Annotated in this window: 15 protein-coding genes and 1 other RNA gene; 12 read left to right on the top strand and 4 right to left on the bottom strand. The window is 71.5% G+C overall.

Translation table 11 applies throughout. The features are described from left to right. Nucleotides 1-56: 56 nt before the first annotated feature. The 8 genes from ABD54_RS00070 to ABD54_RS00040 all read left to right on the top strand — a co-directional run bounded on the left by ABD54_RS00070 (nt 57) and on the right by ABD54_RS00040 (nt 12,779). A complete protein-coding gene (locus tag ABD54_RS00070) occupies nt 57-4,925 on the top strand; it encodes an NAD-glutamate dehydrogenase (RefSeq protein ID WP_047867348.1) in 4,869 nt (1,622 codons plus the stop codon). Nucleotides 4,926-5,026: 101 nt separating this feature from the next. Then, entirely contained in the window at nt 5,027-6,145 is a 1,119-nt protein-coding gene (prfB, locus tag ABD54_RS00065; protein ID WP_047867347.1) for a peptide chain release factor 2, read from the top strand. Nucleotides 6,146-6,624: 479 nt separating this feature from the next. Then, nucleotides 6,625-7,314: a cell division ATP-binding protein FtsE gene (gene ftsE, locus ABD54_RS00060; protein WP_013154728.1), complete on the top strand. Its 690-nt coding sequence runs from the start codon at nt 6,625-6,627 to the stop codon at nt 7,312-7,314. A gap of 57 nt (nt 7,315-7,371) precedes the next feature. Continuing rightward, nucleotides 7,372-8,283: a permease-like cell division protein FtsX gene (ftsX, locus tag ABD54_RS00055; RefSeq protein ID WP_235431909.1), complete on the top strand. Its 912-nt coding sequence runs from the start codon at nt 7,372-7,374 to the stop codon at nt 8,281-8,283. A 74-nt stretch (nt 8,284-8,357) separates the two neighbouring features. Continuing rightward, nucleotides 8,358-8,822, top strand: a complete 465-nt coding sequence (smpB, locus tag ABD54_RS00050) for an SsrA-binding protein SmpB (RefSeq protein ID WP_013154726.1) — start codon at nt 8,358-8,360, stop codon at nt 8,820-8,822. Between the two features lie 23 nt (nt 8,823-8,845). Next, on the top strand, nt 8,846-10,864 hold the full coding sequence (locus ABD54_RS00045; protein ID WP_047867345.1) for a penicillin-binding transpeptidase domain-containing protein: 2,019 nt from the start codon (nt 8,846-8,848) through the stop codon (nt 10,862-10,864). Between the two features lie 413 nt (nt 10,865-11,277). After that, nucleotides 11,278-11,649: a transfer-messenger RNA gene (gene ssrA, locus ABD54_RS26785) on the top strand. Nucleotides 11,650-11,993: 344 nt separating this feature from the next. After that, complete coding sequence (locus ABD54_RS00040) at nt 11,994-12,779, top strand: class I SAM-dependent methyltransferase (RefSeq protein WP_047867344.1); 786 nt, start codon at nt 11,994-11,996, stop codon at nt 12,777-12,779. 50 nt (nt 12,780-12,829) lie between these two features. Here the strand turns inward: ABD54_RS00040 and ABD54_RS00035 are convergent, their stop codons facing one another. From ABD54_RS00035 to nagA, 3 genes are all read right to left on the bottom strand, one after another. After that, the gene (locus tag ABD54_RS00035) at nt 12,830-13,798 is read right to left on the bottom strand and encodes an aldo/keto reductase (protein ID WP_047867343.1); all 969 of its coding nucleotides are present in this window, start codon (nt 13,796-13,798) and stop codon (nt 12,830-12,832) included. 167 nt (nt 13,799-13,965) lie between these two features. Continuing rightward, on the bottom strand, nt 13,966-14,277 hold the full coding sequence (locus tag ABD54_RS00030; protein WP_047867342.1) for a hypothetical protein: 312 nt from the start codon (nt 14,275-14,277) through the stop codon (nt 13,966-13,968). A gap of 104 nt (nt 14,278-14,381) precedes the next feature. Then, on the bottom strand, nt 14,382-15,515 hold the full coding sequence (nagA, locus tag ABD54_RS00025; protein ID WP_047867341.1) for an N-acetylglucosamine-6-phosphate deacetylase: 1,134 nt from the start codon (nt 15,513-15,515) through the stop codon (nt 14,382-14,384). Nucleotides 15,516-16,093: 578 nt separating this feature from the next. Between nagA and ABD54_RS00020 the strand changes: the two genes are divergently transcribed. Next, nucleotides 16,094-16,609: an NADPH-dependent FMN reductase gene (locus ABD54_RS00020; protein WP_047867340.1), complete on the top strand. Its 516-nt coding sequence runs from the start codon at nt 16,094-16,096 to the stop codon at nt 16,607-16,609. A 34-nt stretch (nt 16,610-16,643) separates the two neighbouring features. Here ABD54_RS00020 and ABD54_RS00015 read toward each other — a convergent pair whose 3' ends face one another. Next, nucleotides 16,644-17,537, bottom strand: coding sequence for a hypothetical protein (locus ABD54_RS00015; RefSeq protein WP_047867339.1), 894 nt, complete (start codon nt 17,535-17,537; stop codon nt 16,644-16,646). A gap of 178 nt (nt 17,538-17,715) precedes the next feature. Between ABD54_RS00015 and ABD54_RS00010 the strand changes: the two genes are divergently transcribed. From ABD54_RS00010 to ABD54_RS28455, 3 genes are read left to right on the top strand one after another with little or no spacing between them, the layout of a single operon-like run. Beyond that, nucleotides 17,716-19,536, top strand: coding sequence for a GDSL family lipase (locus ABD54_RS00010; RefSeq protein WP_053063486.1), 1,821 nt, complete (start codon nt 17,716-17,718; stop codon nt 19,534-19,536). A 38-nt stretch (nt 19,537-19,574) separates the two neighbouring features. Further along, nucleotides 19,575-21,410 carry a hypothetical protein gene (locus tag ABD54_RS28460; protein WP_235431908.1) on the top strand — a complete coding sequence of 612 codons (1,836 nt, stop codon included), beginning with the start codon at nt 19,575-19,577 and terminating at the stop codon, nt 21,408-21,410. Beyond that, a complete protein-coding gene (locus tag ABD54_RS28455; protein WP_013154713.1) occupies nt 21,407-21,547 on the top strand; it encodes a hypothetical protein in 141 nt (46 codons plus the stop codon). Before ABD54_RS28460 ends, ABD54_RS28455 begins: the two co-directional genes overlap by 4 nt. The last annotated feature ends 81 nt before the right edge of the window (nt 21,548-21,628 follow it).

Genomic DNA, 21,628 nt, shown 5'->3' with positions numbered 1-21,628 from the left:
CCGGTTGTTCTGCCGGCACTCGTGCGACGTTGCTCACAAAGGAGTGAGAGATCCCTATGTCCGGGCAATCCGACGTCCAACTCCAGAAGCTGCTCAGCGAGGCGGCCGCCAAGTGGTCCCCCGGGGCGCGCATCAGCCCCGAGGAGGCCGACGCCGTCCGCCGCTTCCTCCCCGTGTACTACCGCCACACGGACCCCGAGGAGGTCAGCGGCCGCTCCGCCGAGCAGATCTGCGGCGCGGCCGAGGCCCACCGCTCCTTCGGCGCCCGGCGCGCCGCCGGACGGGCCAAGGTCCGCGTCTACACCCCCGACGCCGAGCGCGACGGCTGGGACCAGCAGACCGGCGTCGTGGAGGTCGTCACCGACAACGCCCCCTTCCTCGTCTCCTCCGTCACCATGGCCCTCAGCGACCTCGGCGCGGGGGTCCGGCTGATCATCCACCCCCAGATGACCGTCAGCCGCGACCTGGAGGGCCGCCTGGTCGGGGTGGAGCCGGAGTCCGTCGGCGAGGGACTGCTGCCGATCGACGAGTCCTGGATGCACATCGAGATCGATCCGCAGCCCGACCCCGAGCGCCTGCGCGAGATCACCGCCCGTGTCGAGTCCGTCCTGGCCGACGTGCGCTACGTGGACGAGGACGCCGGCAAGATGAGCGACCGGGCCATCCGGATCGCCGACGAGCTGGCGGCCTACCCGGACCGGCTCGTGGCCGGGGGAGTGGACCCGCGCGAGATCGGCGAGAGCGTCGACTTCCTGCGCTGGACCGCGGGCCGGCACTTCACCTTCATGGGCTACCGCGAGTACACCCTGGTCACCGACGAGAACGGCGACGACTCCCTGCGTCCCGAGGCCGGCTCCGGCCTGGGCGTCCTGCGCATGGACTCGCCCGCCTCGACCAGCTTCGCCGCCCTGCCCCCCGAGATCCGGGGCAAGGCCCGCGAGCCCTACATCCTGGTCCTGACCAAGGCCAACTCGCGCGCCACGGTCCACCGCCCCAAGTACCTGGACTACATCGGCGTCAAGAAGTTCGACGCCCAGGGCAACATCGTCGGCGAGCGCCGGTTCCTGGGCCTGTTCACCTCCCAGGCCAGCACCACCAGCATCGCCCAGATCCCCATCATGCGCCGCAAGCAGGCCGAGGTGCTGGCCCTGGCCGGGTTCGAGGCCGACAGCTACGACGGCAAGGACCTCATCGAACTGCTGGAGACCTTCCCCCGCGAGGAACTCCTCCAGATCCCCGTGGGGGAGCTGTACAACATCGTCCGCGGCGTCCTGCGCCTGCGCGACCGGCGCGGCACCAAGCTGTTCATGCGCCGCGACCCCTACGGCGGCCGGTACATGTCCTGCTTCGTGTACATGCCGCGCGACCAGTACAGCACCCGGGTGCGCCTGGACATCCAGAACGTCCTCGCCGATGCCTTCCACGGCGCCACGATGGACCACAACGTGCTCATCGGCTCCGCCCCGCTGGCCCGCCTGTACCTGGTGGCCCGAGCCCAGCACGGGCGCACCCTCGCCGACATCGACCAGGTCGCCCTGGAGGAGAAGGTCCGCGAGGCGGCCCGCTCCTGGGACCTGGACCTGGACGACGCCCTCGCCGCGGCCTTCGGCCCCGTGCGGGCCACCGAGTTCAAGGAGCGCTACTCGGGCGGCCTCACCGAGGCCTACAAGGTCGACAACAGCCCCGCCGCCGCGGCGGGCGACATCCGCGAGCTGGAGAAGCTCCTGGGCCGCACCGACCCCGAGCGGCGCCACGGCGAGTTCTCCGCGGTCCTGTACCAGCGCGAGGACGCCGACCCCGGCTGCTGGCGGTTCCGCCTCTACCGGATCGGCGAGCCCATCTCGCTCTCGCGCGTCCTGCCCGTCCTGGAGAACCTGGGCGTGGAGGTCGTCGACGAGTGGCCCTACGACGTCACCGTCCGGGACGTGGGCCGGGTGTGGATCTACGACTTCGGCCTCGGCCCCATCCCCGAGTCCGACCTGGCTCCCGAACGGCTCAAGTGCCTGTTCGAGGAGGCCTTCGACGCCTCCTGGCGCGACCTGGGCGAAAGCGACCGCTTCAACGCCCTGGTGGTGCGGGCCGGCCTCGACTGGCGCCAGCTCACCGTGCTGCGCGCCTACGCCAAGTACCTGCGCCAGACCGGGTCCACGTTCACACCCGAGTACCTGGCCGACGTGCTGGTGGCCAACGTCGGGATCGCCAACCTGCTGGTCGAGCTGTTCGAGACCCGCTTCGACCCCGACCAGCCCGGCGAGGGCCGCGACGAGCGCGCCGACGTCCTCGTCGGCAAGGTCGAGAGCGAACTGGAGGCCGTGGCCAGCCTGGACCACGACCGCATCCTGCGCTCGTTCCTGGCGGCCATCCGCGCCACCCTGCGCACCAACCACTACCAGGGCCACCCCTACCTGGTGCTCAAGCTCGACCCGCAGGAGATCCCGGACCTGCCGCACCCGCGGCCCCGGTTCGAGATGTACGTCTACTCCCCGCGGGTGGAGGGCGTGCACCTGCGCTTCGGCGCGGTCGCGCGCGGCGGACTGCGCTGGTCGGACCGCTTCGAGGACTTCCGCACCGAGATCCTGGGCCTGGTCAAGGCCCAGATGGTCAAGAACTCCGTCATCGTCCCCAGCGGCGCCAAGGGCGGCTTCGTGTGCAAGCGGCTGCCCCACAACGGCACCCGCGACGAGGTGATGGCGGAGGTCGTGGCCTGCTACAAGCAGTTCATCAGCGGCCTGCTCGACGTCACCGACAACCTCGTGGACGGCGAGACCGTGCACCCCGAGCGCACCGTCCTGCACGACGGCGACGACTCCTACCTCGTGGTCGCCGCCGACAAGGGCACCGCCACTTTCTCCGACACCGCCAACACCATCTCCACCGAGCGCGGCTTCTGGCTCGGCGACGCCTTCGCCTCCGGCGGCTCGGTCGGCTACGACCACAAGGCCATGGGCATCACCGCGCGCGGCGCCTGGGAGTCGGTCCGGTTCCACTTCCGCGAGATGGGCGTGAACGTGCAGGAGGAGCCGTTCACCGTCGTCGGTATCGGCGACATGTCCGGCGACGTGTTCGGCAACGGCATGCTGCTCTCCCGGCAGATCCGGCTGGTCGCGGCCTTCGACCACCGCCACGTCTTCCTGGACCCCGACCCCGACCCGCACACCTCCTGGGTGGAGCGCAAGAGAGTCTTCGACCTGCCCCGCAGCACGTGGGAGGACTACGACCCCGAGCTCATCTCCGAGGGCGGCGGCGTGCACCCGCGCACGGCCAAGTCCGTGCCGATCACGCCGCAGGTGCGCGAGGCCCTGGGCATCGACGAGGGGGTGCACAGCCTCACGCCGGACGAGCTGATCCGGTGCGTGCTCACCTCGCCCGTCGACCTGCTGTGGAACGGCGGCATCGGCACCTACGTCAAGGCCGGTACCGAGACGCACGCAGACGCGGGCGACAAGGCCAACGACCAGCTGCGCGTGGACGCCACCGAGCTGCGCGCCAAGGTGGTCGGCGAGGGCGGCAACCTGGGCCTGACCCAGGACGCGCGGATCGAGTTCGCCCGCGCGGGCGGTCGGATCAACACCGACTTCATCGACAACTCCGCCGGTGTGGACACCTCCGACCACGAGGTCAACATCAAGATCATGCTGGACCGCGAGGTGCGGTCGGGCAAGCTGGACAGGGCCGACCGCGACCAGCTGTTCATCGACATGACCGACGAGGTCGCGGAGCTGGTCCTGGACAACAACGACGCGCAGAACACCGTGCTGGCCGCCGCGCGCAAGCAGGACGGCCAGATGCTGCACGTCCACGGCCGGTACATGCGCCACCTGGAGCGCACCCGGGTGCTCAAGCGCAAGCAGGAGGACCTGCCCTCCGACAAGACGCTCGCGGAGCGGCGCGCGGCGGGCAGGGGCCTGACCAGCCCGGAGTTCGCCACGCTGCTGTCGTACACCAAGATCAGCCTCAAGGACCAGCTCGACCTGTCCGACCTGGCCGAGGACCCCTACCTGAACGACACCCTGACGGCGTACTTCCCGACGCCCCTGCGCTCGGAGCGCTTCGCCGAGGGCGTGCACTCCCACCCGCTGCGCCGGGAGATCATCGTCAACCAGGTCGTCAACCAGATGGTCAACCGCTCCGGTCTGACCTTCGCGTTCCGGCTCAACGAGGAGCTGGGCTCCAGCTCGGCCGACATCGCCCGCGCCTACCTGGTGGTGCAGGACGTGCTGGGGCTGCGCCGGTTCTGGAGCGGGCTGGAGGAGCTGGACCACGAGATCTCGATGGACAGCCAGCTCGTCCTGCTGCTGGAGGCGCGCAAGCTCGCCGAGCGCTCCGCCCGCTGGCTGCTGCGCAACCGCACCTTCCCCTTCGACATCAGCAGCGAGATCGGCTACTTCGCCGACGGCGTGGGCGAGCTGCTGCCGAAGCTGGTCGAGCTGCTGCGCGGCCGCGACCGCGAGGCCTTCGTCGAGCGCCGCGACCGCTACACGTCGATGGGCGTGCCGACCGAGCTGGCCGAGCGGGTGGCCGTGATGGTGCCCGCCTACTCCACCCTGGACCTGGTGGAGATCGCCCAGCGCACCGGCCGCCCGGTGGAGAAGGTCGCCGAGCTCTACTTCGAGCTGGCCGACCGGCTCAACATCAGCTGGTGGCGCGAGCGCGTCATCGACCTGCCGCGCGACGACCGGTGGGTGACGACGGCGCGCTCCTCGCTGCGCGACGACCTGTACGCGGCGCACGCCGACCTGACCGCGCGGGTGCTGGAGAGCGGTCCGGAGCAGGAGCCCTCCGAGCTGATCGCCGCGTGGGTCGAACAGAACGGCGACCGGGTGCAGCGCGCCGGGATCACTCTGTCGGAGATCCAGGAGAACGAGCGCTTCGACCTGGCCACGCTGTCCGTGGCGCTGCGGTCCTTCCGCGGCCTGGTGGGCTAGCACCCGGGGGGCGAGCCCGCCCCCCGGTCCGGTCCCGACGGGCTCCCCGCGCCGGTGCGCGCGGGGAGCCCGTCCCCTGTTTGGGGCCTACACTGGGGTCCGTGGCAGAACTGGACCCAGCAGAGAAGATCAAGGACCTCGCGGCGACCCTGGCGAGCGTCAGCGCCGTGTTGGACCTGGAGGCCATGCACACGCAGATCGCCGAGCTGCGCGAGCAGTCCGCGGACCCCGAGCTGTGGGCCGACCAGGACAACGCGCAGAAGGTGACGCGCCAGCTCTCCAGCTTGGAGTCCATGGTCAACAAGGTCAACGGCATCGGCCAGCGGCTCGACGACCTCGGCGTGCTCTACGAGCTGGCCGAGGCCGAGGACGACGCCGATACCAGGGCCGAGGCCGACCGCGAGCTCGACCAGCTACGCAAGGAGATCGGCGAGCTGGAGGTGCGCACCCTCCTCAACGGGCCGCACGACGAGCGCGAGGCCATCGTCACGATCAACTCCCAGGCGGGCGGCGTGGACGCCGCGGACTGGGCGCAGATGCTCCAGCGCATGTACCTGCGCTGGGCCGAGCGGCACGGCTACCCCACCGACGTCTACGAGACCTCCTACGCCGAGGAGGCGGGTATCAAGTCCACCTCCTTCGCCGTCAAGACCCCGTTCGCCTACGGCACCCTGCGCGGGGAGCACGGCACGCACCGCCTGGTGCGCATCTCGCCGTTCGACAACCAGAACCGGCGCCAGACCTCGTTCGCGGGCGTGGACGTGGTCCCGGTGGTGGAGCAGAGCGACCACATCGAGATCGACGACGGCGACCTGCGGGTGGACGTGTACCGCTCCAGCGGCCCCGGCGGCCAGGGCGTCAACACCACCGACTCGGCGGTGCGCATCACCCACCTGCCGACCGGCATCGTGGTGTCCTGCCAGAACGAGCGGTCGCAGCTGCAGAACAAGGCCACGGCCATGTCGATGCTCCAGGCCAAGCTGCTCGCGCGCAAGCGCCAGGAGGAGCAGGCGGCGCTGGACGAGATCCGCGGCGACTCGGTGAGCAGTTGGGGCACCCAGATGCGCAACTACGTCCTGCACCCCTACCAGAGCGTCAAGGACGTGCGCACCGGTGCCGAGACCGGCAACACCTCGGGTGTGCTGGACGGGGACATCGACGAGTTCATCGACGCCGAGATCCGCTGGATGCGCAGCCGGGAGCGCTCCGAGGACGCCTAGCGGCGCCCTCCCCGGCGGCCCCGCGAAGCAGTCCTCCCGCACGCGCGCCGCGGGGCGGCCACAGCGCGGCCCCGGGGGCGCCCCACCCGGCCGACGGAGCGCGAGCCCCGGAGTCCTCGGGCACCGGGGCCTTCCGCCGCCGGACCCGTTCCGGCGAGGAGCGCGGACACGCCCGGTCGCAGCGGCGGCACCCCGGGTCAGCAGGTGGGACGGATGTGGTTGTTGTGTCCCAATGGTGATGATCACGTCTCCGCAGTTTTACCGAAACTGCTATATGTGAACGTTATCATCGGTTGACGCCTCCGATATGCTCGAGGCTGTTGTCCGATGGTGCACTGATCTATCGGGTGCGAGGCGACCGGGACAATCCGGGCCGCTCCCCCCTCTACACTGTCGGTTGGCCATGTGGCCGGTACGATCCCGCGCGGAGTGCCCTCCACTGCGGGTGCCCATACCTTCGAGAACCTTGTGATGCGCCTGTGATCCACTTCGATAACGTCACCAAGGTCTACCCGACCCAGAAGCGCCCCGCGCTCGACGGCGTTTCCATTGACGTAGACAAGGGCGAGTTCGTCTTCCTGGTCGGCCCGTCCGGCTCCGGCAAGTCGACCTTCCTCCGCTTGGTCCTCAAGGAGGAGAAGCCCGACAAGGGGCGTGTGCACGTCGCCGGCAAGGACCTGGCGCGCCTGTCCAACTGGAAGGTCCCCCACCTGCGCCGCCGTATCGGCTGCGTCTTCCAGGACTTCCGCCTGCTGCCGAACAAGAACGTCTTCGAGAACGTCGCCTTCGCGCTGGAGGTCATCGGCAAGCCCCGCCGCTTCATCCGCAAGGTCGTCCCCGAGGTCGTGGAACTCGTCGGCCTGGAGGGCAAGGCCGGCCGGATGCCCAACGAACTCTCCGGCGGCGAGCAGCAGCGCGTGGCCATCGCCCGCGCGTTCGTCAACCGTCCCCAGATCCTGCTGGCCGACGAGCCCACGGGCAACATCGACCCCGCGACCTCCATCGGCATCATGAAGGTGCTGGACCGAATCAACCGCACGGGCACCACCGTCGTCATGGCGACCCACGACGCCGCCATCGTCGACTCGATGCGCAAGCGCGTGATCGAGCTTGAAGAGGGCTTGGTAGTGCGCGACCAGACGCGCGGCGTCTACGGCCAGGCGTACTGACCTCCCGCTGCGAGGACCGGCGCGGCGAAGCCCCGAAGGATGGACCTTTAACAGATCATGCGAGCACAATTCGTTCTCTCCGAGACGTGGATCGGCCTTCGCCGAAACCTGACGATGACCATCGCGGTCATCACGACGGTAGCCATCTCACTGACTCTTTTCGGCGCCGGTCTACTGGTCAACCAGCAGGTCTCCGAGATGCGCAGTTACTGGGACGAGCGGATCACGCTCACCATCTACATGTGCACCGAGATCTCGCCCACCACGGCCTGTCAGGAGAACGGTCCGGCCACCGACGAGGACCGCCAGGCACTGGAGCAGACCCTCGACGGCCTTGCCCAGGTCCAGGAGTACACCTACCTCACCTCCGCCGAGGCCTGGCAGGACTTCCAGGAGCGGCTCGGCTCCTCCAACGAGGCGCTGGCCAACGCCGCGCAGGAGGGTGACATCCCGGACAACTACCGGGTGCAGCTCACCGACCCCTCCCAGTACCAGACCGTGCGCTCCGCGGTGGAGGGCGCCCCGGGCATCGACAGCGTCTCCGACGACCAGCTCGTGCTGGAGCAGTTCTTCGGGCTGCTGGACGGCCTGCGCGCTGCCGCCCTCGTGCTCGCGGGGGTCCAGTTGGCCGCCGCCGCGCTGCTGATCGGCAACACCATCCGGCTGTCGGCCTACAGCCGCCGCCGGGAGACCGGCATCATGCGGCTGGTCGGCGCGTCGAACTTCTACATCCAGCTGCCGTTCCTGCTGGAGGGCGCGGTCGCCGGCCTCATCGGCGGTCTGATCGCCTCCGGCTTCATCGTGGCCACCCGCTACACCCTGCTCACGCAGATCGAGGACTGGTTCCAGTTCGACGTGGCCCTGGGCGCGGGTTCGCTGATGTACGTCATCGGCGTCTCGATGATCCTCGGCATCCTGCTGTGCACCATCACCTCGTTCCTCACCCTGCGCCGCTACCTCAAGATCTGACGCGGCCGCCTGGGGCGGGGAGGATTCGACACCGGGGGGCCTCGTGCCCCCCGGACGTATGAAGGGACACACCTGTGGCACGGGAGACCGGGCGCAAGCTCATCGCGCAGAACCGCCGGGCCCGGCACGACTACCACATCGACGAGACCTACGAGGCGGGCCTCGTCCTCACCGGTACCGAGGTCAAGTCGCTGCGGCAGGGCCGCGCCTCCCTGGTGGACGGCTTCGCGCACATCAACGACGGCGAGGTGTGGCTGGAGAACGTCCACATCCCCGAGTACTCCCAGGGAACGTGGACAAACCACGCCGCCCGACGATCGCGTAAGCTACTCCTGCACCGCGAGCAGATCTCCCGGCTGATCGGCAAGACCCGGGAACCCGGCTTCACGCTCGTCCCGCTGTCCCTGTACTTCAGCGACGGGCGCGCCAAGGTGGAGATCGCTCTGGCCCGCGGTAAGCGTGAGTACGACAAGCGCCACGACATCGCCGAGCGCGAGGCCAAGCGCGACATGGAACGCGCCCTGCGCCGCCGTCGATGAGGCAGCCGAAAGGAACACACACGGTGTCCCCCCGTCCCCTCGGCCGGTTCACGGCCGCCGGCAGCGGCCTGCTCCTCGCCGCAGCCCTGGTCGCGTGCACACCGCACCCCAGTCCCGAGGTGGCGGTCAGGTCCTTCCTGCTCGCCTGGCAGGACGGTGACCACGAGACCGCCGCCGCCTACACCGACGGAGACCCCGCACAGGTGTCCGCGGCACTCACGGACATGCGCGAGCAGCTCGACCTGGCCTCCCTGCGGTTCCAGCTCGGCCGCATCTCCCGCGAGGGCGATTCGGCCGAGGCCGAGTTCGGTGTCAACGCCGACCTCGGCATCGGCGACCCGACCTGGAACTACACCGGCCGCATGCCCCTGGAGTGGGGCCCCGACGGCTGGCGCATCTCCTGGTCCACGAGCGTGCTGCACCCCGATCTGAGCGAGCAGGAGCGCCTCGCGGTCAGCTACGAGAGCCAGGAGCGCGGCCAGATCCTCGACCGCGAGGGGCAGCCGCTGGTCACCGCGGACAGCGTGACGGCCTTCGGCGTCTACCCCGCGGACATGGAGGACAAGGAGGCCGGGGTCACCCAGCTCGCCGAAATCCTCGACGAGGACCCCGACCCGCTCCTGAACCGGGTGCGCTCCGCGCCGCCCGAGCAGTTCCAGCCGCTGGTGCTCATGCGCGGCTCCAGCGTGGACGGGACGCTGCTGAGCGAGGCCTCGCGGATCTCCGGGGTGGACACCCAGGAGGTCCAGGTCAACCTGACGCCCTCGGTGTCGCCGTTCCTGCTCGGCGAGGTCGCCGGGACCGCCGAACACCGGGTCTCCTCCCGTGTGCCCGGCTCCTACCAGGCGGGCGACACCGTCGGTCTGAACGGCCTCCAGAACATCTTCCAGCACGAGCTGGCCGGTTCGGGCACCACCCAGGTGGTCTCCCTGGACCAGGACGGACAGGTCACCGACGTCCTGGAGGCGTGGGAGGGCTCGCTCAGCGGGGCCATCGACACCACCCTGGACCTGGACGTGCAGCGGGCCGCCGAGAACGCGCTGACGACGGTGCCGGGCAACGGTTACCTGGTGGCGGTCGACACCGGCAGCGGCGAGGTCCTGGCCGCGGCCAGCGCTTCGGGCAGCACCGCGGACGACAACGCCTTCACCGGCTCCTACCTGCCGGGCAGCACCTTCGGCATGGTCACCGCCCTGGCCGCCCTGGAATCGGGCGCGGTTACCCCCGAGAGCGAGGTGCCCTGCGGCTACTCCGCGGAGATCGGCGGGCGCACCTTCGTCAACCCGGGCGGCGGGGCACTGCTCGACCAGGCCACCCTGGCCCGCAACATCACCTTCAGCTGCGACGTCGGCTTCGCGGGCCTGGGCGCGCAGGTGGGGCCGGAGGCCATCGCCGAGACCGCCGGGCGGATGGGCGTCGGCGCCGACTGGCAGCTGCCCGTCTCGGCCTCCTCCGGTTCGGTCGCCGTGGAGGAGGGCGAGGAGAACGTGGCCGCGGCCATGATCGGCGAGCACGGAGTGCGGGTCAGCCCGCTGTCCATGGCCCTGATCGCCGCCGCGGTCGCGGACGGCACGTGGAACGCGCCGACCCTGGTGCCGGAGGAGGGCCCCGACCCGATCGGCGACAGCACCCTGGACGACGCCCACCTGGAGGTGGTCCGCACCGGGCTGCGCGACGCGGTGGTCAACCGCATGCCCGAGCTGCTCGCCACCGGGGGAGAGGTCCACGGGCAGGCGGCCCGCGTGGAGCAGGGCGACACCTCGCTGCACTGGTTCGTCGGCTACAAGGACGACGTGGCCTTCGCCGTCATGGCCGAGGCGGACCCGGCGACGACCCTCGTGTCGCAGCACGCGGTGAACGCCGCGGGCTCCTTCCTCGACGGTATGGCCAACGGGGTGCCCGAGGAGGCCCCCGCCGGAACGGCCGCCGGCGAGCAGGTGACCGGCGGTCCCGCGACCACCGAGGGCGTGGGCCTGCCCTCGGAGCAGACGGGGCCGACCGACCAGGCCGACCTGACGGGCGCGGAGGAGACCGGCTGGTAGGGCCGGCCTGACGGCGGCTACGGTCACCGTTCCCTCCGGACAGGACAGAACCAGGCAAAGAGCGGACCCCCGGGCAACCCCCCGGGGGTCCGCCCGCGTCTTCCCCTATGACTGGGCCGCGACAGGGGGTAGCGGACCAGTGAGGGGCAGGACCTCATCTCGGGGGAGATCCTGTCGTTTCCCAAGGTCGGCCCGACCCTGCCGACCGCCCCCGCGGGCCGCGTCGACCACCTCTTGCGTCCGCGCCCGCGGGGGTTTCTCCCCGTCCGGGCCCCGTCGTCGCGGATTCCCCTCCGCGACCGGGAATCAGCTTGGCCCCCGCACTGTTCAACAGGTAGAGTGACGGACGCGCGAGCGTTCGCCGCTCGCATGTCGGCCGCCCCGCCCAGCGGGGAGGCCGTGACAATTCCACAGGGGGTGATCGGTTTCGACTTCGGTAGTCGTTCCAGGGGAAGCGGGTCGAGGGTTGCGTTTGTGACCTCGTTAATCCTGCATTCGCGTAAACACAAGTGCCAATTCTAAGCGCACTGAGTTCGCTCTCGCTGCTTAAGCGATAGCGTCTCTGTCGGCCTGGGCTCGTCATCGGCCCAGATCCCGGCATCAGCTAGATGACTCACCGCTCAGATCAGGCCACGGGGCCTGAGCGGGACATCTTCGTGGCTGGGCCTGTCAGCGATGTGTCCGTGCAAGCGCTGAGGCCGAGTAGAACGACAGCGCGGACTGCACCCGGAGAAGCCCTGGCTCGGTGCTGAAGGACGCGGGTTCGATTCCCGCCACCTCCACATGTCGCGCGGGCTGCTGCTCGCCGGTCTTCGACCGGCTCGCCGCAGCCCGCGATGCTTTCCGGGGGGAGGCCCCCGAACCCCCCCCGAAGCGCCCCCCTGCGGTTTGGGCCGTGCCGGCCGGCGGGGTTGGCGGGGCGGTCCCTGACGACGCGGGGCCCGGCCTCGTGACCCGGAGTCGCGGCGACCGGGCGCCTCGGGCGGGCGGCGGTACCGTACTCCCGGTGACTTTCCGGGTACGGTCGGACCCGAGGCGGTGAACCGGGGCCGCGACGAAAGCGTTATCCTCTTTGCCCCCCGACCCCGTGTCCGCGGGTGAGCGAGAGCCTTCGACCGAAAGCCTTCCGATGCCGAAGAAGACAACCGCCTCCCTCAACGCCGACCGATCCTCCCTCGCCCACAAGGTGCGCTACGCGCTGCGCAACCCCGGCAAGGTGGTGCCGTACGTGCGCCGCTCCGTCCGCGACCTGAGGCTGCGCCTGGCCCACCGCGACCACGTGGACTACTACCGGGCGGTGATGGCCTCCGACGCCGCCCGCGACCCCAGGTCGGCGGTGGGCAGCCGGAGTCAGGAGCGCTGGCTGGCACTGGGGCAGATGCAGTTCGACTACCTCGTCGAACACGGTCTCAGACCGGAGCACCGGATGCTCGACATCGGCTGCGGGAACCTGCGCGCCGGGTGGCGGCTGATCGACTACCTCGACCCGGGCGGCTACTACGGTATCGACATCTCCCCGGACATCCTCATCGCCGCCAAGGGCGTGCTGGCCGAGCGCGGGTTGCAGGAGAAGCTGCCGCACCTGACCATCACCCGGGACCTGACCTTCTCCTTCCTGCCGGAGGGCTACTTCGACGTCGTCCACGCGCACAGCGTGTTCTCGCACTCGCCCATCGAGGTGATCGACGAGTGCCTGGCCAACGTCGAGCGGGTCCTGGCACCGGGCGGGTTCTTCGACTTCACCTACGACCGGACCGAAGGGGCCGAACACCAGGTGCTGCGGGAGGACTTCTACTACCGGACCGAAACGCTGATCACCCTGGCGGAGAAGCACGGGCTGTCGGCCCGGTTCATGCGGGACTGGGAGGAGCGCCCGCACGGCCAGTCCAAGATCCGCGTCACCGCGCGCGGCTGACAGGGCGCCCGCGCCCGCGCGGGGCCCGGACGGCCCCGCGCGGGGCGGTGTCAGAAACCGGAGACCGGGCGCGGCGTGTAGTGGCGCTCCAGTTCCTCCACCTCGTCGTCGGTCAACTCCAGGGACAGCGACGCGATCGCGTCGTCCAGGTGGTGCGGTCTGGTGGCGCCGACGATCGGAGAGGTCACCGCGGGGTTGCGCGACACCCAGGCCAGGGCGATCCGTGCGCGGGGGACACCTCGCCTTCGGGCGATCGCGCCGACGGCGTCCGCGATCGCCCGGTCCGCCTCCGCGTACAGCCGCGCGCCGAACGCGTCACCGCGGCTGCGCGCCGTCTCCTCCTCCCAAGCGCGGGTGAGCCGACCGCGGGCCAGGGGACTCCACGGGATGACCCCGATGCCCTCGTCCGCGCACAGGGGCAGCATCTCCCGCTCCTCCTCGCGGTAGAGCAGGTTGTAGTGGTTCTGCATGGTGGCGAACCTGGTCCAGCCGTTGACGTCGGCTACCCGCAGCGCCTTGGCGAACTGCCAGGCGTGCATCGAGGAGGCGCCCACGTAGCGCGCCTTGCCCGCCCTGACCACGTCGTGCAGGGCCTCGACGGTCTCCTCGATCGGCGTGGTGGGGTCCCAGCGGTGGATCTGGTACAGGTCCACGTAGTCGGTGCCCAGGCGCCTCAGACTGTGGTCGATCTCGGTGAGGATCGCCTTGCGCGAGAGCCCGCCGCCGTTGGGGCCCGGCCTGGCACGGCCGAACACCTTGGTGGCCAGCACGATCTCGTCGCGGTCTGCGTACTCGGCCAGTGCGCGGCCCACGATCTCCTCGCTGCTGCCGTCCGAGTAGGTGTTGGCGGTATCGAAGAAGTTGACGCCCGCCTCGACCGCCTGGCGGATGAAGGGCCTGCTGGCCTCCTCGTCCAGGGTCCAGTCGTGGGTGCCCCTGGCGGGGTCTCCGTAACTCATGCAGCCGAGGGTGACGCGGGAGACGTCCAGTCCGGTACGGCCCAGCTTGACGTAGTCCACGGGCTCGCCTTCCGTAGAGGGGTGGGGACGGCACGACTCTAGGGTGCCTGGTCGCGGGCTCCCCGCACGGCCTCCAGGAATCTACGTCGTAAAGCTCCGTGGAGGTGGCAGGAGGACGCGCGGGACGGGTGCGGTGCCATCGGCACCGCACCCGTCCCGCGCGGCCGTCACGCCTCGGTGGCTCCCACGAGCCAGGCCACCTTGTGGGCCGTGACGCCGAGGCTCCCACTGCTGCCGAGGTAGACCCCGAACGAGGCGATGAACGCGTAGTCGTGCTCCCGGCGCTCACAGATGACGTCCTCGACCGCGCACGCGGATGACGGGTTGCGCACGCGCAGGCACGGCGACGACTGTTCGTCGACCACGTCCGCCCGTACGTCGTACCGGGACAGTTCCGCGGCTAGTTTGCCGAGGTGCTCGTGCTCCTCGGAGGGCACACGGGTCGGCTGCTCGCCCCTCGTCTGTCTCGACTTGGCCATGGCGCAGATCCTTTCGTGTCGAGCGTGGTGGCTCTCCTCGGGGCCCTGCCGCCATTGTCACCCAGGGTTATATTACTAGTCCGTAACGCGGTTACGACACGCCGTTACTCCACCCAAGCGCCCTCGAACACCACATCGCGGACCCCGAGGTCCTCGTCGAGCACGACGAGGTCGGCGCGCCCTCCGACCTCGATCCGGCCCACCCCGTCCAACCCCAGCGCCGCGGCCGGTACCGACGACGCCGACCGCACCGCCTCGGGCACGCCGACGCCCAGACCCCGCACGGCGTTGCGCACCGCCTGGGGCAGGACGATCGTGCTGGAGGCGATCGTGCCGCTCTCCGCCAGGCGCGCCTCGCCGCCGCTCACCCGCACCCGCAGGTCGCCCAGCGTGTACTCGCCGTCGCCCAGGCCCGTCGCCGACATCGCGTCGGTCACCAGCGAAACCCTGTTCGCGCCCGCGGCGTCGAAGACCAGCCCGGCCGCGCCCGGGTGGACGTGCACGTTGTCCACGATCAGCTCGACCGTCACGCGCTCGTCGCCCAGTGCGGCGGCGATCGGCCCCGGGTCGCGGTGGCCCAGCGGGCGCATCGCGTTGTACAGGTGGGTGGCCACCGACGCCCCCGCCTCGAAGGCCGCCAGCGTCTGCTCGTAGGTGGCCTCGGTGTGCCCCACCGCCGCCACCACGCCGGAGGAGGCCGCCGCGCCGATCAGGTCCAGTGCCCCGGGCAGCTCCGGGGCCACCGTGACCATGCGCACGTGCCCCCGCCCGGCCTTGAGCCAGCGGTCGAACTCGGCGGTGTCGGGGTCGCGGAGCAGCCCGGGGTCGTGCGCCCCGCACCTGGCCCGGGAGATGAAGGGGCCCTCCAGGTAGATGCCCGCGAGTTCCCCCGCGTCGCACAGTTCGGCCAGCGCCGCCACCTGGCGCAGGGTGTCCTCCGGGGTGGCCGCCACGAGGCCGCCCACCAGCGCGGTCACGCCCCGGGATCGGTTGAACGCGATCGTCTTGCGGACGCCCTCGGGGTCGGTCTCGGTGAACGCGTGCCCCGCGCCGCCGTGGATGTGGGTGTCCACCATGCCGGGGACGACCCAGGCGCCGCCGAGGTCGCGGCCGCCGGGGGCGGGCCCGTCCGATCCGAGCGCGGCCACGCGGCCGTTCTCGATCCTCAGCCATCCTTCGTGGACCCCGTCGGGGGTCACGACGCGCGCGTTGGTGAGTGTGACGGGGGTGTGGGCCATGTGAGGGGTTCCTCGTGTCGTCTCGTCGGTGTGTGTCGCACATTACACACGCCTTCGGGGCCGTCACCGCGGGCTTGCGTATTGCCTGCGGAGCTGGGTGATCCCGCTTCCTGGGACGGCTGTCCGAGGCGTGGACCGCCCACCGTGGCGCGCGCACGCATTGACGATAACGGCCGGGGCGCTTCATGATGGAGACATGTCCGCCGGTGAGCTGCTTGTCCAGCGCCTGCATGTCGATCTGAGACAGCAGGCGAGCGCGCTCTGTCGTAGCTAGCGCCCTGCGGGGTTTCGCCCCGCGCCCCTCGTGCCCCGTCGCACGTGCCCTGTCGCAGACACCGGACGCTCATCCCTTCCCCTGGTTCTGTGGCGACCGCCCCGCGGTCGCCGAAGCAGACCTGCCAGGCCCGACACAGGCGGTTCTCGGACAGCGTGGTCCGCCCCCGTGTCGGACGCGGGGAACCGCGGGAGTCCCAGGACGTTCGTCACCCCTCCTTCCGGTGTCAAACCACCCCGCCGTCCTCTCCGGCTGGTGTCTCCTCCGATCCCGGCTCGCTCTGTTCGAACCCAGGAGTTCTCGCATGACCCGCTTCACCGTGCTCGTCGCCGCCCCCCAGGTCCGCTCCTCCGTCCGCGACGCCGCCCTGCGCGCGGCCTCCGAGGTCGCCGCCCGCGCGGGTGTCGACTCCCGTCCCGATGTCATCGACGTCGCCGAACTGGGCGCCGAGCTGCTCTCGGAGTCCTCCGCCGCCGTCGACGCGGCGCTGGCGAAGGTGCGCGAGAGCGACGTGCTGCTCGTGGCCTCCCCGCAGGCGCACGGCACCTACACCGGGCTGTTGAAGGTCTTCCTCGACCGCCTGCCCGAGCTGGGGCTGGGCCACACGGTCGCGGTTCCGCTGGCGGTCGTGGAGGACCTGCGCAACAGCCGGGGCATCGAGGAGGACCTGCGTATCCTGCTGGCCGACCTGGGCGCCTGGGTGGCCGAGCCCGGCCTGATCCTGGCTGAGGGGGAGACCGGCCAGCCCGACAGCGTGGTGCGGGCGTGGGCCGACGTCGCAGCCCCGGGCCTGCGCGAGGCCGTGTCGGTGGCCGTCTGACCGGGTCCGCCGGGGCGGTCCCGCCGCGTTCGCCCTACGCGTGGGCGCGTTTGCGGCTCGTGTCCGCCTCGGCGGCGGCCACGTTGCCGCGGACCAGGACGACCACGACGAGGGTGAGCGCGAACCCGCCCACGCGCAGGGCCAGCATGACCGGGTCGTCGGGCAGGCGCTCGCCGAACAGGATCGTGCCCATGACGACCACGAACACGTTGCCCACGACGTTGGACACCGGGGCGGTGATGGAGGCCCGCGAGCGCTGGAGCGAGGTCTGGAAGAGGACGATGCCCACCGCCCAGCCCACCGCGTACAGGTAGGGGTAGGGCGAGAGCAGCGCGGGGGCGAGCGCGTCCCACAGGCCGTGGTCGGCCAGCAGACCGCCCAGCCCCTTGCCCTGGAGGCCCGCGCTGCCCTGGGCGAAGCCCGCAGCGGCGCCCAGGGCGGCGGCGGACATGTAGCGGCCGCGGCCGCCGACCAGGCCCACGACGGCCAGGCACGCCGCCACGGTGAGCAGGCTGACGGTGATGAGCAGCGGTGTGTCGGCGGTCGTTCCGGTCTCGGCGCCCTCGGCGGTGGACAGGCCGAGCAGGCCGAGCGCGACCGGCATGACGCCGAGGGCCGCGTACTCTCCCCGCGTGACGCGCTCGCCCAGGACGAGGGTGATGACGAGGATGCCGCACGCGACCCCGGCGGCGAAGGCGGGCTGGGCCACGGACACGGGTGCGAGGCCGAGGGAGACGATCAGGCCGACGCTGCCCAGGGCGGCGAAGAGGCAGCCGAGCACCCAGCGGGGGTTGGTGAGCAGGACCCGGGCCAGGTGGAGGGGGCGGTTGATCGAGATCGACTCCGCGCCGTGCAGTGCGCGCTGTTCCACGGTCAGGCCGACGGTGTAGGCCACCGCTGACAGCAGGGCTACCAGGAGTCCGGTCACGGGGGTCCTGCTTTCCGTCGGGGGTGCGGAGTCGAGAGGGCGGGGGCGGCCGCTAACGTCGGTGTAGGCGGTTCCGCTCGGCCGCAACGAGTTGACGAATTATATATAACCAGTTCTAGTCTTGTCTGACGAACCCTCTGTGGGGGGTAGAACCTGTTCTGGGAATGCAGGGGGCGCGGTGCGCGGATCCGACGAACGCTCCGTGTGGTGGTCGCGCGTGGCCGACCGCTTCGGCAGGCTTCGGTTCCGCTGGCCCAGCCCGCGCGGTGACCGGCCCGGCGAACCGGGTCGGGAGCGCCCGCGACCGCCGCGTCGGTCGTCGCTCCTGGACCGGTGGCCCCGACGGCTCCGCCTCCCGCTGCTCCGCCCCCGCTGGGACAGCCATTCCCGCTTCGAACCCGGGCCCCTGGGGCTGCTCGGCGTCATGCTCTCGGCGATGGCGGTCACCCTGCTGCTGGTTCAGAGCGGCTCAGGGGGAGGGGCCGCACAGGAGGGGCGCACCGAGGAGCCCGTCACCGTGCCGGGGCCGCCGGACGGCGAACTGCGCGTCATGGTCGTCGGCGACTCGCTCTCCCAGGGCAGCAGCGGCGACTACACCTGGCGTTACCGCCTGTGGTCCCACCTGCGCGGGGCCGGGGTGGAGGTGGACTTCGTCGGCCCCCACGACGGCGTGTACGGGCTGGCGGACCGGGAGTTCGGCAACCAGGACTACGCCGACCCCGAATTCGACACCGACCACGCCGCCCGCTGGGGCGCCACCGCGCGGGACCTTGCCACCGGGGCCGCGCTGGTGGCCGCCGAGTACCGGCCGCACTACCTGCTCCTCCTTGCCGGTACCGAGGACATCCTGGCGGGCGGGGACGCCGACAGCGCGCTGGAGGGGGTGGGCGAGACGGTGTCCACGGTGCGCGTCGTACGGGGACAGACCCGGTTCGTCCTCGGGGAGCTCCCCCCGGTGGAGGAGCCCAGGGCCGACGCCGAGATCGACCGGTTCAACATGGGTCTGGTCGACCTCGCAGCGCAGCTCACCTCCAGCGACTCGCCCGTGGTGGTCGCACGGGTCGCAGACGGGTACGCCCCGGCCAGCGACAACTGGGACGAGGCGCACCCCAACGCGCGCGGCGAGCTGAAGATCGCGGCGGCCTTCGCCGACGCGCTCGCCGAACCCCTGGGAGTCGGCACGGCCTACCGGCGGCCGCTGCCGGAGGCGGCGGTTGGGCCGACGACCGCGCCCGAACCCGTGGCGGAGGAGTCCGAGGACGGTCTCGTGCTCAGTTGGGACTCGGTGCCCGGCGCGACCGGCTACCGGGTGGTGCAGCGGCGCGCGGGACCGGACCCGGACGAGGCCGCCGTGCTCCCGGTGGACGTGCGCGCCGACGGAAACAGCCGTTCCGTGCTGGTGGAGGCGCTCTTCAGCGGAGCCCGCTACGAGTTCGTGGTGCGCTCGTTCAAGGGCCGGGACGAGGGGGCGGAGTCCGAGCCCCTCCAGTGGGTGTGGGACGACGATCCGCCTCCCGGGCCGTCCTGGCTGCGCGTGGTCGACGGCGGGGCGACAGTGGAGTGGGAGGACGTCGAGGAGGCCTCCCACTACGAGGTGTGGGTGCGCGCTCTGGACTGCGGGGCCGCCGACGACCGGCGCGCGCCCGCGTCCCCGGACGGGGGGCGCCCCTCGGAGGCCCCCGTCGAGCCGCCCGTGCCCAGCGCCGGGCCGTCCGGCCCCGAGCCCGACGCGGACCCCGGTCCGCGGCCCACTCCTACGCCGCCCCCCGCTCCCGTCCCGTCCGTGCCCGAACCCGGGCCCCTCGCGCCCGGTCCGGACTGCGAGCGCCGCGACGGGCTCGGCCCCGGGGACGGGCGGGAATGGCGCACGCTGGGCCCGGCGGGGGAGGAACCGCGCTGGTCGGTGACGGTGTCGGGTCCCTACGAACTCGTGGTCCGCTCCTACCGCGACTACGTGGAGGGCGGCTACTCCGACAGCGTTCTGCTCGCGCGGGACTGACGCAGGGCCGAGGGACTGCTTTCCAGGGGCGGAGGTCGATGGTGTCGGTCACGGGGCTGATGACGCGGGGAGGAGGGGGCGCCCGGGGAGTCCGGCTGCTGCCGTGGGTTGTGGGGCTGCTCGCCGGTGTGCTGGCGCTCGGTCCCGCTCTGGGGCCCGGGTACGTGCTGCGCTACGACATGGTGTTCGTGCCCGGCCTGTCGCTGGCCGCGGTGCTGAGGGGCGCGGACGGGTTTCCCCGAGCGATCCCCAGCGACGCCGTGGTGGCGGCGCTGTCCGCGGTCCTGCCCGGGGACGCGGTGCAGTCGCTGGCGCTGCTGGCGGTGTTCGCCGTGGGCGGCGCCGGTGCCGCGCGCCTGGTGCTGGGAGTGCTGCCCCGCGGCGGCGCCGGGGCCCTGGCGGCGTCGGCCGCCGGGGCGTCCTACGTGTGGAACCCGTTCGTGGCCGAGCGGCTGCTGTTGGGCCAATGGGCGGTGCTGCTGGGTTACGCGGGACTGCCGTGGGTGGTGGGGGCCGCCGTCCGCCTGGCGCGGGTGCGGCCGGGCGCGGGGTTCGCCGGGCTGGTGCGGGCGCTGGTGCCCGCGGCGGTCGGTGGGTTCTCGTCGGTTGTGCTGACGGCCCTCACCGCTGGTCCCGTCGCCCTCACCGCCCGCTCGCGCGCGCCGCGCTGGTGGGTGCGGGCGGCGCTCTTCGCGCTGGCGCTGGCGGTGGTCTCCCTGCCCTGGCTGCTTCCGTCCCTGGCCAGCGGGGCGGGCACGGACCCGGCCGGGGCGGCGGCGTTCGCGGCCCGTTCGGACACCCCGTTCGGGGTCCTCGGCTCCCTGCTGCTCCTGGGCGGGGTGTGGAACTCCGGTGCGGTTCCGGCGGGCTACGGCGAGCCTGTGACGGCCGCGGCACGCCTGCTGCTGTGCCTGCTGGCGTTGGCGGGCTGGGTGTGGTTGCTGCGCCGGGAGCGGCCGGTGTTCGGCCCCGGCCTGTCGGCGGCCGCCGCCCTGGGGCTGCTGATCGCACTGCTGGGCGCCACCGGGCCGGGACGCGCGCTGCTGGTCTGGCTGATCTCCGCCTGGCCGGGGTTCGGGCCGCTGCGCGACGGCCAGCTCTACGTGGCCCCGCTGTCCCTGGTCCAGGCGCTCGGCCTCGGTGCGTGCGTGTGGTGGCTGGCCGGGCGGCGGGGCGCCGCGCTGCGGACGGGGCTCGCTGTGTTCGTGGCGCTGCTGCCAGTGGTGGTGCTGCCGGGACTGCTGTGGGGCGCGAGCGGTCGGCTGGCCCCGGCGCACTACCCCGGGGAGTGGTTGGCGGCGCAGGAGGCGGTGGCCGCCGACGATCGGCCCGGGGCGGTGCTGGTGCTGCCCTGGAGCGCCTACCGCGGCCCCGACTGGTCGGGGCGGGCCACGGTCGTCCTTGACCCGGCGACCAAGCTCTTCGACCGGCGCACCCTGTGGAACGACGACCTGGTGGTGGGCACCCCGGGCGGGGGAGAGGTGGTCGTGACCGGTGAGGACGCGCGGGCGCGGCGGGTCGCCGGGGCGCTCGGTCCGGATCCGGCGACGGGCCTGCCCGAGCGGTTGGACGCTGCGGCGCTGGGTGGGCTGGGGGTGCGGTACGTGGCGGTGTCCGCGCCGGTCGATAACCAGTTCTGGTCAGGTGTGGAGGGTCTGTCCGTGGTGGTGGAGGGCTCCGACATGGTGCTTCTGCGGGTGCAGGACCAGCATGTAAAGGCCGACAAAGCTGGCATTCCGGGGTTGGAAGTTACCGGCGGGTTAGTTACAGTTGGGGCAATCATCTGGTCTATAGCTAGATCAGGTTCTAGTCTCGTTTTCCAGCGCTCCGGACCCAGCGCGGGATCGGGCGCGCGGAAGGAGATCCCCAAGTGATCAAGGTAATCGCCGCCTGCGTCATCGGCGCGGCCCTGGCGGGAGGCGCCACCTTCGTGGCCACCAGCCTCGCCACGGACTCGACCGCCACCGCGGAACCGGTGAACGAAACCCTCTACAACTACGGCGACCGCTAGGGCGGCCGTACGGCGGAGGTTCACGGGCGCTCCGCACCCGGCGGGGCGCCCCACTCCCCCGACTCCCGCGGCCCCGGGTAC

The sequence above is a fragment of the Nocardiopsis sp. RV163 genome, from assembly GCF_001029525.1.
Classification (GTDB): domain Bacteria; phylum Actinomycetota; class Actinomycetes; order Streptosporangiales; family Streptosporangiaceae; genus Nocardiopsis; species Nocardiopsis dassonvillei.
Note: the sequence above shows the minus strand (reverse complement) of the source record. Positions and strands in the feature narration are given on the sequence as shown.

Bases quoted from the DNA above. Each gene is read 5' to 3' on its own strand.
- ABD54_RS00070 (WP_047867348.1), top strand. From the start codon at position 57: ATGTCCGGGCAATCCGACGTCCAACTCCAGAAGCTGCTCAGCGAGGCG.
- ftsX (WP_235431909.1), top strand. From the start codon at position 7,372: ATGCGAGCACAATTCGTTCTCTCCGAGACGTGGATCGGCCTTCGCCGA.
- ABD54_RS00040 (WP_047867344.1), top strand. From the start codon at position 11,994: ATGCCGAAGAAGACAACCGCCTCCCTCAACGCCGACCGATCCTCCCTC.
- ABD54_RS00030 (WP_047867342.1), bottom strand. From the start codon at position 14,277: ATGGCCAAGTCGAGACAGACGAGGGGCGAGCAGCCGACCCGTGTGCCC.
- nagA (WP_047867341.1), bottom strand. From the start codon at position 15,515: ATGGCCCACACCCCCGTCACACTCACCAACGCGCGCGTCGTGACCCCC.
- ABD54_RS00020 (WP_047867340.1), top strand. From the start codon at position 16,094: ATGACCCGCTTCACCGTGCTCGTCGCCGCCCCCCAGGTCCGCTCCTCC.
- ABD54_RS28460 (WP_235431908.1), top strand. From the start codon at position 19,575: ATGGTGTCGGTCACGGGGCTGATGACGCGGGGAGGAGGGGGCGCCCGG.